The organism is Tardiphaga sp. GW821-FHT12E02 (assembly GCF_058807155.1).
In genome coordinates this window covers 5,093,103-5,104,957 of sequence record NZ_JBXAQK010000001.1, presented here as the reverse complement: position 1 = coordinate 5,104,957, position 11,855 = coordinate 5,093,103, and the positions used below count along the sequence as shown (strand labels likewise).

Here is an 11,855-nt window from a genome sequence, read left to right as displayed (position 1 = left end):
GATCGTCAGTCGCTGCGGCGCAAGGCATCGAGCGCGACCTTGGCTGCGTTCTGAATATGAAGAACGCAGGCGCGCTCGGCGCCTTCCTCGTCGCCATTTTCAATGGCGGTCAGGATCGTCTCGATCTCGCTCAGGCTGGTGCCGATCCGGTTGGCCTGGGTCATGGACGTCATGCGCAGGACGGTGACACGGTTGAGCAACATTTTCAGGAAGCGCTCGACGAAACCATTGCCGCAGCCTTCGAGCAGGGCGGCGTAGAATTCGGTCTTGGCCGCGAGCAGGTCGCTGCGATCTTCCTGACCTGCGACTTCGCCCATCCGCACGAACTGCTCTCGCAGCCGCGCGATGATTGCGGGATCGCGACGTCGTGCGCATTCGCGGCCGGCATAGCCTTCGAGCAGTCCACGAAGATCATAGAGCTGAGCGGCTTCCTCGGCGGTGATCGTGCTGACGACAGGGCCCCGGTGCGGGATCGTCGTGACCAGGCCTTCGGCTTCCAGCTGCCGCAGCGCTTCGCGAATCGACGTGCGGCCGACTCCGGTTTGTTCGCAGAGTTCGCGCTCGATCAGCCGCTGCCCCGGCTTGAAGCGACCGCTGCCGATCGCCGACCGCAGCCGATTTTCCACCAGCTGGCGCAAGCTTGTCGTTTCGCGCGTGACGTTTAGATCCGAGTCAGTTTCTGCCATGCGTCAATTGACCGCCTATCAGACAATCTGTCAAGCAGCTTGACCGCCTGTCTGATTTGTGTTCCCCATGAGGCAAGCCTTAAGGCACCCATCGGAGGAAACTGACATGTCGAAGACGTCATCTACGCGCGGGGTCATCAGTCGCCGCACGGTTCTGGCCGGAACTGCTTCGCTGATCGCCGCGCCATGGATTTCTTCAACGGCGCAGGCTCAGGCCAAGCAGGTGAATATCGGCGTGATCATGCCGCTATCGGGCGCCAACGCGCAGTTCGGCATCAATTCCCGCAATGGCATCGAGCTGGTTGCGGACGAAATCAACGCAGCCGGCGGCATCAAGGCGCTCGGCGGTGCCAAGATCAATCTGATCGTGGCCGACGCCACCTCGACCCCGACAACGGCTGGCACCGTCGCTCAGCGCATGATCAGCCAGAACGACGTCACCGCGATTCTCGGCGCTTTCGCGTCGTCGCTGACCATCGCGATCTCCGAAGTCACCGAGCGTCGCGATATCCCGCTGTTGACGATGTCGTTCGCCGACCAGATCACCGGGCGCGGCTACAAGAACATCTTCCAGGTCGTCGCCAAGGCGTCGGCGCTCGGCAAGGCGCAGCTTGATTACACCGTCGCAATCGCGCAGGCCGCCGGCACCAAGATCGACAAAATTGCAATCATGTACGAGGACACCGCCTACGGCACCGCCCAGGCTGGCGGCCTTCGTGCGGCTGCCAAGGCGGCCAATATCGAACTGGTGATGGATGATGCCTATCCGCTAGGGATCACCGACACGACCCCGCTGATCAACAAGCTCCGCGCCTCCGGCGCCCAGGCCGTCTTCCCGGTCTCTTACCTCAATGACAGTTTGCTACTCATCCGCACCATGCGCCAGCAGCGCATCACCATTCCCGCCATTGGTGGCGCCGCCGGTTACGTGATCCCGGATTTCGAAAAGGGGCTCGGCGAATTCGCTGAAGGCGTGCTCTCGATCGCTCCGGCGAATTACGATCTCGACACCGGCCTTACCGATCGCTTCCGCAAGCGCTTCGGTTATTTCATGGTGCATGAAGCGCTCGAGCATGCGGTCGCGCTGGATGTGCTGGTGCAGGCCATCGAGAAGGCGAAGTCAGCCAAGGCAGAAGATGTCACCATGGCCTTGCGCGGTGGAAAATTCACCGGCGGCTGGACCAATGCGATGACCGGCGGCGCCGTGCAGTTCGACAGCACCGGCCTCAACACCGCATCGATCCCCGTCATGGTGCAGTGGCGCAAGAAAGAGCTCGTGACCGTCTGGCCGAAAGACGTGGCCAAGGGCGCTGCCGAGTGGAAGTCCTGATCAGTTAGCGAAAGAAAATCGTGTCGTTCATTCAAGCGATATTGGACGGCCTTCTGGTTGGCGGCGTTTACGCCGTCATCTCGATCGGCCTGACACTCGTCTACGGCGTGATGGGCATCGTGAATTTTGCGCAAGCCGAATTCCTGATGATCGGCATGTTTGTATCATGGTTTGCCTGGGCCTATCTCGGGCTCGATCCAGTGCTTGCGGCACCGCTGTCATTCGCAGTGGCGTTCGCACTGGGGTGGCTAGTGCAGGGGCAATTGATCTCGCGCGTGCTGAAAGCACCGTCCGTTGCTCAGATCTTTCTGACCGTCGGACTGCTGATCGTGATGGAAAACGGAGCGCTCCTCGCGTTCGGCTCGCAATTCCGCTCGGTAACGACGTCCTATCAGACCATGTCGCTGTCTCTGGGCTCGTTGTTCATTAGCGTGCCCTATCTGATTGCCTTCACCATGTCGCTGGCTTGCGGCCTGGCTTTGTGGTGGTTTATGAAAACAAGCTGGTTCGGCCGTGCAATGCGCGCGACTGCCCAAAACCCCATGGCAGCTCAGCTGATGGGGATTGACACAGCGCTGATGTACAAGATCGCCTTCGCCCTCGGCGTCGGTCTCACCGCCTTTGGTGGCGCTGTCATTCTTCCCTATGTCACCGTGTTCCCTCAGGTCGGCGGTCAGTTCGTCGTGTTGATGTTCACGGTCGTCGTCCTGGGGGGTCTTGGTAGTGTTGCCGGCGCTGTGGTCGGTGGTCTGGCCGTTGGCGTCATTCAGGCGCTGTCGGCGCTGTTCTTCCCGATCCAGTTGCAAAACCTCGTTCTTTTCCTCGTCTTCATTCTCGTGCTCGCCATTCGGCCGCAGGGTCTCGTGGGAGCAAGCCGATGAAACGCTGGATTGCGATTGCACTCGTTGTTCTTGTTTTGGCTGCCGTGCCGCAACTCCTGAATCCCACCGGCTACTGGATGCGGGTCTTCACCTTCACGCTGTTGTTCGCCGCCATGGCGCAGGCGTGGAATCTGATCGGCGGTCTCGCCAATCAGCTATCGCTCGGACACGCGGCCTTCTTCGGCATCGGTGCCTATACCTCGACAATCTTGCTGCTAAAATTCGGCATCAGTCCGTGGATCGGCATGTTCGCGGCCGGTGCGCTCGGCGGTCTTGCCGCGCTCATCATCGCGATCCCGACAATGCGGCTGCAGGGGCATTATTTCGCGCTGGCGACACTGGCCTTCGGTGAGGTGGCGCGTGTGATTGCCAATGTCTGGACCTCGCTGACGGGTGGTCCGGGCGGACTCTCGGTGCCGTTCGTCCCGCCGAGCTTGGCGGCCTATTCGTTCAAGCAACTGCTTCCGCATGCTTACATCGCGCTGGTCGCGCTCATCATCGTCACCGTGATCTTCGAGGTCATCCGGCGCGGCGCGATGGGCTATCGACTGCGTGCCATCCGCGAGAATGCGGCGGCGGCGGAAGTCGTCGGCATCGACACCACCAAGGTCAAGCTGCAGACCGCCGTGCTCTCCGGTGTGCTGACGGCGATGTTAGGCACACTGTTTGCCCAGGTCGCCGTGTTCTTCGATCCCGATACTGCGTTCAGTGCAGCGTCGATTTCGATCCGCGTTGCCTTGATCGCCATCATCGGCGGTGTCGGCACCGCCGTTGGTCCGATCCTCGGCGCGTTCTTTATCGTGCCGATCGAAGAACTCATGAACGATCTGTTCTCGTCCGGCGCAGCAGGTCTGTCGCAACTGATCTTTGGCGTCATTCTTATCGTGGTAATTCTCTGGCGACCCCGCGGACTTGTGACCATCTTCGAGGCGCTGCGCGCTCGTCTTCAGGGCAAGGGAGCGCAATCATGACGATCCTTGATGTGCGCGGCATCTCGCGACGCTTCGGCGGATTACAGGCGCTGTCCGACGTGACCTTCTCGGTTCCGAAAGGGCAGATCGTCGGCCTGATCGGGCCGAATGGTGCCGGCAAGACGACGTTCTTCAGCACGCTATGCGGACTGATCAAGCCAGATTCCGGCGCCATCACGCTCGATGGCACCAGCATCGTCGGCCAGAAGCCGCACAAGGTAGCGAGCCTTGGCATGACGAAGACGTTCCAGAACGTGGCGCTGTTTGCCGAAAGCTCGGTGCTCGACAATGTGCTGACGGCGGGCTTGCTGCGCCATGATGTCGAAACTGCACGAGAGCGGGCGCTGGTCTGTCTCGATCGCGTCGGCCTGAAATCCGTCGCGGACAAGATGGCCGGCAACCTCTCGTTTCCGGAACGTGCGCGTGTCGAACTTGCGCGCGCGCTGTGCACCGATCCCAAGGTTCTGCTGCTCGACGAGGTTATGGCGGCGCTCAATCACGTCGAGATGCAGGAGATCATGGATTTGATCAGACAGTTACGCAATGACGGCATTACGCTGCTCGTCGTCGAGCATCACATGCGGGCTATCATGGCGATCTGCGACCGCATTCTCGTACTCAACTTCGGCCGCTTGCTCGCCGATGGCTCGCCGCGTGACGTCGCCAACGATCCGGTGGTGGTCGAAGCCTATCTCGGCCGCTCGGCGGAGGGGCACGCATGAGCACTTCTCGGCCACTTCTCGAGATCAAGGGACTTAATGCCGGTTACGGCGGCATTGATGTTCTGCACGATATCGATATTGAAATGCACGAAGGAGAATTTGTCTGCATCATCGGTGCAAACACCGCAGGCAAAAGCACGATCCTGCGCACGATCTCCCGCCTTGTTCCCAATGTCCGTGGTACCTTGCGCTTTAGCGGCACAGATCTGGCCATGCGTACCGCGCACGACATCCCATCGCTCGGTATCGCGCATGTTCCGGAAGGACGTCACGTCTTCCCGGATATGAGCGTCGAGGAAAACCTGATGCTCGGTGCATTTACTGCGCGCCAAGCGACTGACTTGCAGCAGCGGATGGAACGCATCTTCGAGCTATTCCCACGTACGCGTGAGCGACGTTCCCAACTCGCTGGCACGCTATCGGGTGGTGAGCAACAGATGGTGGCAGTCGGCCGTGCGCTGATGCTGCAGCCAAAGCTGTTGCTGCTAGATGAACCCAGCCACGGACTTGCACCAAAAGTGGTCGAGGAGATGCATGATGCATTCGTGAAAATCCATGAAAGCGGGACTTCCATCCTGCTCGTGGAGCAGAATGTCAACCTCGCTCTAGATGTTGCCGCACGCGGATACGTCCTGGAAAGCGGGTGTGTCACGCTCCGCGGCACTTCCGCAGAGTTGAACGAAAACCCGGCCGTTCGTGCAGCCTATCTCGGTATTTGACCGGCGGGGCAGGCGAGGGCAACCCACTCCAACAATAAGGATCCACACCATGAGCTACAATCAGACTATCACCCTCCGCGGCCTGTTCGACGAAGGCCTGAAGACCCGCCGTGAAGTTCTCGGCGCGGCTTATGTCGATAAGTCGGTCGAAGCCGCCAATGACTTCATGATGGCGTTCCAGCACATCACCACTGAATGGTGCTGGGGCTATGCCTGGAACCGCTCAGGCCTCGACAAGAAAACCCGCAGCATGCTGAACCTTGCCATGTTAACGGCACTGAACCGATCGCCGGAGATCAAGCTGCATACGCGTGGCGCAATCAACAACGGCGTGACTGTTGAGGAAATCAAAGAAGTTCTGCTGCATGCCACAGTTTATTGCGGAATTCCGGCTGGCCTGGACGCCTTCAAGGGCGCGAACGAAGTGCTGAAGGAGATGGGTAAAGTCACCTAAGAATATTTCCAGCATTTCAGGCAATTGCAAGAGTTCGTAGGAGGCAGCGGCTTTGTTGTCGCTGCCTCCTCGTCATATTTCGGCGGGCGGCGATAAATCGGAAATCTCGCAGCGGTGGGTAATCGGCAGAATAGCTTTTCATGCCGAGCAATCCAAGCGTCGATGCTCCCTCACGAAACCAGGGCTGGAAATTTGCAACGCTTTCGGGCGAAACGCGTAACAGGCTTGACGCGCGCGGTTCCTTCGCGAAAGTTATGTCCGCTCGGTGCATTGACCACAGGAGCGGACAGTGGAGAATTTTGCCGCACTTTCCCGACGATGTATATTCCGGTCGGATCAACGCCTGGAGACGCATGTGCTGGTCGCCAATGAACTGGCTGATCATCGCCTGCAATGGCATGGAGACCGCATCGACACGCGCATGTGCAAGATCAGCACCGCGAGCCTGTCGCTCTATTCGCTGCGCTACGGGGCCGAAGTCGGCATCTTCCCCGATCTCTATGATGATTTCTCGCTGGTTCACTTTTCACTGTCGGGCGAGATCGAGGTTGAGGCCGATCGGCACAGGAGCCATGTCCCGTTTGGTCGGGCGCTGGTCCAATGATCGCAGACTGAAAGGCGTGCCGAGTCTCGATGCCGGCTATCGCAACAAGCTCGATCTGTGGGAACGCGCGGCCGGGCGCTGATGAGCGAGCCGGCGCTGCTGATGCTCGACGAGCCCTCTCTTGGCCTTGCGCCAGGCGTCGTCGGCGAGATCTTCGCCGCCATCCGCAAGCTGCGCGAGGGCGGCATCACCCTGCTCATTGTCGAACAGAACCTGCGTATGGCGTTGGCGGACTATGGCTATGTTCTCGAGCGCGGCGAAATCGTCATCGAGGGGGCGAGCCGGGGGTCTGGCCAGCGATCCCCGCGTCATAGCTGCCTATCTTGGCCGCGCATGATTTTCATCCGCCCGGCCTGGCTGCCTATATGATCCGGCTTCCTCAATCGCGCGTCCTAAACGCATGTCACGTTTCGCACGAAACTGATTGCCGTTCTCGAGAATGGCCGCTTATGGCGTAGAGCTGTCGTTCTATCCTCTATGCGTTCACTGCCGCACGAGCGTTGCGGCAACCATCGCCGAGAGACGCTGACGTCCTGCGACATTCTCGGCATCATCAACCGGGAGCGCGATCCCGTGCCTGCTTGAATGGGATAGCCCTCATGCTCAGAAAGCAGTGCACTCGGGGTGATTTTCCTGTAAGCGCTCGCTTTACATGTTCGCCGTGGCCGACGGGACGAACAACATAACAGGAGGAATGCATGCCGGCTCTCCCGCTCTCGGGCATCAAGGTTATCGACATGACGCGGGTGCTCGCCGGCCCGATATGCGGGCAGATGCTCGGTGATTTCGGCGCCGAAGTGATCAAGATCGAACGCCCTGGAACCGGCGACGATTCCCGCGCTTTCGGCCCTCCTTATCTGACTGGTCCGGATGGCAGCCGGCGGGATAATTCCTTCTATCTCTGCGCCAACCGCAACAAGAAGTCGGTGACGGTCAATGTGGCGACGGCTGAAGGCCAGGAGATCATTCGCGAACTCGCCAGGACGGCCGACGTGTTTCTGGAAAACTACAAGGTCGGCGACCTCAAGCGGTATGGTCTCGACTACGATGCAATCAAGGCCATCAATCCGCGCATCGTCTACTGCTCAGTGACGGGCTTCGGACAGACAGGTCCCTATGCCACGCGTGCCGGCTACGATGCGATCCTGCAGGCGATGGGCGGCCTCATGAGCGTCACCGGCCATCTCGATGGCGAGCCGGGCGAGGGCCCCATGAAGGTCGGCCCGTCGATCGTGGACTACATGACCGGCCTGAACTCCACCATCGGCGTTTTGTCGGCGCTCTATCACCGCGATGCCAACGATGGCGAGGGACAGCATGTCGATGCCTGTCTCTTCGACACCGTGATCGCCTCGCTGTCGCACTGGCTGCAACCCTATCTCATGAGCGGCAAGGTCCCGCCACGTCGCGGCACCTGGGGCAATGGCGGCATGCCCGCGGGTGTCTTCCGGTGCACCGACGGCGAGATTATGATCGTCAATGGCAATGACGGCCAGTTCCAGCGGACATGCGCCGTGCTCGGAGATCCGGACCTGGCGAAAGATCCGCGCTTCGTGAAGAACAATGATCGCGTTGTGCATGGCAAGGAGATCATGGCGATCTTCGCTGGTCTCTTCCTGAAGCAGCCTGTTGCGTACTGGCTCGAACGTCTGGAGGCCGTCGGCGTGCCGTCGGGTCCGATCAACGATTTCGATCAGGTTTTTGCGGATCCTCATGTTCAGGCCCGCGGCATGCGCGTGACCTCGGAGCATCCCTTCGAGCCGGCACTTTCGCTGGTTCGTAATCCGCTGACGTTACTGGGCACGCCCGTCACCGAATATCGCGCCCCGCCGCTTCTTGGCTCTAATACGGACGAGATCCTGTCTACTATCGGCTATGACGTAGAGCGGATCGACACGCTTAGGAAGAAGGGCGTTGTCTAGAGCGGGCCGGCCCTGCAGAGCGATGTGGACGCCCATCTTGCCGGGCTGTTAGGTGTCAGGAGGCGTCCACCCCGACCGCATCCTGGGCTCGTTTATGCGAAACTCCATCAAACCACGACGACGGATCTCGTTGATCGGCATCCGTCTCGACCGTGCGTCGCCGGTGGCATTGCCGCAACAGATTGCCGCGCAGATGCGCGACGGGATTCTCCGCGGGACGCTGCCGGCCGGCACGCAATTTCTGGGGTCGCGCGAGATCGCGCGTGAGCTCGGTTGCTCGCGTATGGTGGTGTTGAGCGCGTGGGATATCCTGTACGCTGAAGGCTATCTGATCTCCATGCCGCGCGGCGGCGTATCGGTGGGTGCCGTGCACCGGGCTGCGGAATTGCCGCCCGCAGCGCCAACCGATGCCTCGCGGATTGCCGGTCCGATTTCGCAGCGCTGGCAGTCGCTGATCGGTTTCACCTACGACACCAACTGGGAGTCCGATTTCAGCCCCGGTGCGCCCGATATTTCGACCTTTCCGTTCGGGGAATGGGCGCGCCTGTTGCGCCAGACGTCGCAGCAGCCCGACAGGCAGGAGTGCCTCGATCTGTCGGCAGCCGGGCTGCCGGAATTGCGGCGCCAGATCGCGGATTTTCTCGGCGCGGTGCGTGGCCTGGTCTGCACGCCCGAGCAGGTTGTCGTCACGTCGGGCACGTCAAGCGCGCTCGATCTGTGCAGCCGCATGATCCTCGATCACGGCGATGCGGTGTGGGTGGAGGAGCCCGGCTTCGTCGAGGCCCAGTGGTCGCTCACGGCGGCGGGCGCCAAGCTCGTGCCGGTGCCGGTGGACGGCAGGGGCTTGTGTGTCGCCGAAGGCATCCGGCGTGCGCCGCATGCAAAGCTGATCGTGGTGACACCGTCGCACCAATATCCGCTCGGGATCAGCATGGGGCTGGAACGGCGGCTCGAACTGCTCGACTGGGCCAATCGCAACGATGTCTGGATCATCGAGGACGACTATAATTCCGAGTTCAGGCATCAGGACAGCATGACTGCCTCGCTGAAATCGCTCGATCGCGAGCAGCGGGTGATCTATCTCGGCACCTTCTCCAAGATCATGATGCCGAGCTTGCGTCTCGGCTACATCGTCGCGCCGGAGCGCTTCGTTGATATCTTCACCAGGGGCCGTGCCCGCATCGATGTTCACAGTTCGGGCGTCGGTCAGAGGGCATTGGCCGAATTCATGCGGGACGGGCACTTGCTGCGCCATCTTCGCCGGATGCGGAAGATCTATGCCGAGCGGCAGCAGGCCTTGATGACCGCCATCACGACCTATCTGCCGGAGGACCTCATAGTGGCGCCCTGTGCCACGGGTCTGCATCTCGTCGCACTGTTCACCGATCGGCTCAAGGCGCGGATGAGCGACACCGAAGCGGCGCGCCTGCTGAAAGCCGCAGGCCTGCACGTGCAGCCGCTGTCGCAGAACCATCTCGAGACGCCGATCTATACCGGTCTGGTGCTGGGTTATGGCCGTCTCAAAGCCGACGACGCGCCGCGTCTGATCGCGAAAATGGCGAAGATTCTCGGCGCAGCAAAAAAATAATCGCGCCAGTTCACGCATTCACGGAAATCGCGGGCGCGCCTGCGAATTGATCATGTCCGGCCATTTACGCCGTCCCATGGCCTCGTCAGCGATGCCGTCGCTGCCTCAATCGCACATCAGTTGCAGCATATTTCGGATCAGCGCCTGACATCGGGCTTTGCTGCATTCGCGTGCAGCGCCTGCACGACAACCCGGCACGCGGACATTCCGCCGACGCTCTATCGTGTCGCCCGGCGATCTGGCCCAGTCCTTTCCGACAAGTCTGGCTCTATCCGGATGCGCCTGATGCGTCGAGATTTTGCAGGAACGTTGTTCGACAGGGGACGGTGGCAGATGATGGCTGATCGCGGGCGTTTGTTGGGACTGATGGGCGGCGCATTGCTGCTGGCGATGGCGCCGGTATCGGCACAGGCGCAGACGCGGGCGGACACGCTGCGTCAGGTGACGGGCAACAATATCCCGACGCTGGATCCCACCACACCGGGCGCGACCCGCGAGGCCTTCGGCGTCTCCACGAGCATCTATGATCGCCTCGTCGCCTTCGACCGCAAGCGCGACGACAACGGCGTCTGGGTATTCGACCGCAGCAAGATCCGCGGCGAGCTCGCGGAGAGCTATGAGATCAGCCCTGACGGCCTGAAGATCACTTTCAAGCTGCGCGATGCCAAGTGGCATGACGGCACGCCCGTCACCGCGGAGGACGTCAAGTGGTCGCTCGACCGTGCGGTCACCGCCAAATCCATCGCTGCCGGCCAGATGGGCACGGGCTCGTTGACCAAGGCTGACCAGTTTGCGGTGGTGGACGACAAGACCGTCACCGTGACGCTGCCGAAGGCGGACCGGCTCGCGCTCGCCAATCTCGCGACGCCGCTGGCGCCGATTTTCAACAGCAAGCTCGCCAGGCAGCACGCAACTGCGGAAGATCCGTGGGCGCAGGAATGGCTGAAGACCAACACCGCCGCGGGCGGTGCCTACACCGTCGAAGCGTTTAAACCCGGCGAGCAGATCGTCCTGCGCCGTAACGACAACTGGAAGAATGGTCCGGGCGGTCAGTTGCCCTATTTCAAGCGCGTGATCGAGCAGACCATCGCCGACCCCGCCACCCGCGCCAATCTGATCGAGAAGGGCGATGCCGATATCGCCATCGACCTGCAGGCCAGCGATGTGCCGACGCTGCAGCAGCGTGGCAAGGTGAAGGTGGATTCGACGCCGCAGACCAACGGCTTTACCATGATCGCCTTCAACACGCAGATGGCGCCATTCGACAATCTGAAGGTTCGCCAGGCCATCGTCGCCGCGCTCCCTTACGAGGACATGTTCAAGGCGGCGATCTTCAAGCGCGGCTTCCCGCTGTTCGGCGCATCCTGGACCGCGCCACCGACCGGTGAATTTCCGCAGGCGATGCCGGTGAAGACCGATCTGGCAAAGGCCAAGGCGCTGCTCGCCGAAGCCGGCTTCGCCAATGGCTTCAAGACCACGTTCAGCATCAATGTCGGCTCGGCCGCAATCACCGAGCCGATGGCCGCGCTGCTGAAAGAGTCGCTGGCCAAGCTGAATATCGATGTCGAGGTGCAGAAGTTGCCGGACTCGCAGATGTCCACGCAGATCACCGAGAAGAAGCTGCCCTTCTTCACCGAAGGATCGACAGCCTGGCTGCCGACCACCGACTACTTCTTCCGCAACTTCTTCACCGGCAATCAGCGCTGGAACTACAGCTCCTGGAACGACGAACTGATCGTCAAACTGGCCAATGCGGCACGCTTCGAGCAGGATCAGGCGAAATACGTGTCCATGGGCAAGGAGATGATCGCCGAATATGTCAAGGAGGCGCCGATGGCACTGCTCTGGCAGGCCAATCAGGACGCGGTGATGATCCCGCAACTCGACGGCTATACCTACTGGTTCCATCGTCAGGTCGATTTCCGCGACCTGCGCCGCAAGTAAGCGACAGCCAGCGGCCATGCGCTGCCGGCGTTGA

At 60.9% G+C, this 11,855-nt stretch carries 12 protein-coding genes; 11 read left to right on the top strand and 1 reads right to left on the bottom strand.

Translation table 11 applies throughout. The annotated features are described in order from the left end of the window. Window positions 1-5 precede the first annotated feature (5 nt). Window positions 6-686, bottom strand: coding sequence for a GntR family transcriptional regulator (locus AC1RQ5_RS24190; RefSeq protein ID WP_493202360.1), 681 nt, complete (start codon window positions 684-686; stop codon window positions 6-8). Between the two features lie 106 nt (window positions 687-792). Between AC1RQ5_RS24190 and AC1RQ5_RS24185 the strand changes: the two genes are divergently transcribed. The 11 genes from AC1RQ5_RS24185 to AC1RQ5_RS24135 all read left to right on the top strand — a co-directional run bounded on the left by AC1RQ5_RS24185 (window position 793) and on the right by AC1RQ5_RS24135 (window position 11,821). Further along, window positions 793-2,016 carry an ABC transporter substrate-binding protein gene (locus AC1RQ5_RS24185; protein ID WP_493202359.1) on the top strand — a complete coding sequence of 408 codons (1,224 nt, stop codon included), beginning with the start codon at window positions 793-795 and terminating at the stop codon, window positions 2,014-2,016. Between the two features lie 20 nt (window positions 2,017-2,036). After that, a complete protein-coding gene (locus AC1RQ5_RS24180) occupies window positions 2,037-2,897 on the top strand; it encodes a branched-chain amino acid ABC transporter permease (RefSeq protein WP_493202357.1) in 861 nt (286 codons plus the stop codon). Next, window positions 2,894-3,868 (top strand): branched-chain amino acid ABC transporter permease, encoded by a 975-nt coding sequence (locus AC1RQ5_RS24175; RefSeq protein WP_493202355.1) that lies wholly within the window; start codon window positions 2,894-2,896, stop codon window positions 3,866-3,868. The genes AC1RQ5_RS24180 and AC1RQ5_RS24175 overlap by 4 nt, the downstream gene beginning before the upstream one ends. Then, window positions 3,865-4,590, top strand: a complete 726-nt coding sequence (locus AC1RQ5_RS24170; RefSeq protein ID WP_493202353.1) for an ABC transporter ATP-binding protein — start codon at window positions 3,865-3,867, stop codon at window positions 4,588-4,590. Before AC1RQ5_RS24175 ends, AC1RQ5_RS24170 begins: the two co-directional genes overlap by 4 nt. Next, window positions 4,587-5,309 (top strand): ABC transporter ATP-binding protein, encoded by a 723-nt coding sequence (locus tag AC1RQ5_RS24165; RefSeq protein WP_493202351.1) that lies wholly within the window; start codon window positions 4,587-4,589, stop codon window positions 5,307-5,309. Before AC1RQ5_RS24170 ends, AC1RQ5_RS24165 begins: the two co-directional genes overlap by 4 nt. Before the next feature lie 49 nt (window positions 5,310-5,358). After that, window positions 5,359-5,763: a carboxymuconolactone decarboxylase family protein gene (locus AC1RQ5_RS24160; protein WP_493202349.1), complete on the top strand. Its 405-nt coding sequence runs from the start codon at window positions 5,359-5,361 to the stop codon at window positions 5,761-5,763. 355 nt (window positions 5,764-6,118) lie between these two features. Beyond that, window positions 6,119-6,367 carry an AraC-like ligand-binding domain-containing protein gene (locus AC1RQ5_RS24155; RefSeq protein WP_493202347.1) on the top strand — a complete coding sequence of 83 codons (249 nt, stop codon included), beginning with the start codon at window positions 6,119-6,121 and terminating at the stop codon, window positions 6,365-6,367. Between the two features lie 81 nt (window positions 6,368-6,448). Further along, window positions 6,449-6,736, top strand: a complete 288-nt coding sequence (locus tag AC1RQ5_RS24150; protein WP_493202345.1) for a hypothetical protein — start codon at window positions 6,449-6,451, stop codon at window positions 6,734-6,736. Window positions 6,737-7,065: 329 nt separating this feature from the next. Beyond that, window positions 7,066-8,289, top strand: a complete 1,224-nt coding sequence (locus tag AC1RQ5_RS24145; RefSeq protein WP_493202343.1) for a CaiB/BaiF CoA transferase family protein — start codon at window positions 7,066-7,068, stop codon at window positions 8,287-8,289. Between the two features lie 94 nt (window positions 8,290-8,383). Next, window positions 8,384-9,877 (top strand): MocR-like pyridoxine biosynthesis transcription factor PdxR, encoded by a 1,494-nt coding sequence (gene pdxR, locus AC1RQ5_RS24140; protein WP_493202341.1) that lies wholly within the window; start codon window positions 8,384-8,386, stop codon window positions 9,875-9,877. 333 nt (window positions 9,878-10,210) lie between these two features. Next, window positions 10,211-11,821: an ABC transporter substrate-binding protein gene (locus AC1RQ5_RS24135; RefSeq protein WP_493202340.1), complete on the top strand. Its 1,611-nt coding sequence runs from the start codon at window positions 10,211-10,213 to the stop codon at window positions 11,819-11,821. Window positions 11,822-11,855: the final 34 nt, after the last annotated feature.

What these genes read in the sequence shown, in the direction of transcription:
- AC1RQ5_RS24145 (WP_493202343.1), top strand. Translation starts at nt 7,066, where the DNA reads ATGCCGGCTCTCCCGCTCTCGGGCATCAAGGTTATCGACATGACGCGG.
- AC1RQ5_RS24175 (WP_493202355.1), top strand. Translation starts at nt 2,894, where the DNA reads ATGAAACGCTGGATTGCGATTGCACTCGTTGTTCTTGTTTTGGCTGCC.
- AC1RQ5_RS24170 (WP_493202353.1), top strand. Translation starts at nt 3,865, where the DNA reads ATGACGATCCTTGATGTGCGCGGCATCTCGCGACGCTTCGGCGGATTA.
- AC1RQ5_RS24165 (WP_493202351.1), top strand. Translation starts at nt 4,587, where the DNA reads ATGAGCACTTCTCGGCCACTTCTCGAGATCAAGGGACTTAATGCCGGT.
- AC1RQ5_RS24160 (WP_493202349.1), top strand. Translation starts at nt 5,359, where the DNA reads ATGAGCTACAATCAGACTATCACCCTCCGCGGCCTGTTCGACGAAGGC.
- AC1RQ5_RS24190 (WP_493202360.1), bottom strand. Translation starts at nt 686, where the DNA reads ATGGCAGAAACTGACTCGGATCTAAACGTCACGCGCGAAACGACAAGC.
- AC1RQ5_RS24135 (WP_493202340.1), top strand. Translation starts at nt 10,211, where the DNA reads ATGATGGCTGATCGCGGGCGTTTGTTGGGACTGATGGGCGGCGCATTG.
- AC1RQ5_RS24150 (WP_493202345.1), top strand. Translation starts at nt 6,449, where the DNA reads ATGAGCGAGCCGGCGCTGCTGATGCTCGACGAGCCCTCTCTTGGCCTT.
- pdxR (WP_493202341.1), top strand. Translation starts at nt 8,384, where the DNA reads ATGCGAAACTCCATCAAACCACGACGACGGATCTCGTTGATCGGCATC.
- AC1RQ5_RS24185 (WP_493202359.1), top strand. Translation starts at nt 793, where the DNA reads ATGTCGAAGACGTCATCTACGCGCGGGGTCATCAGTCGCCGCACGGTT.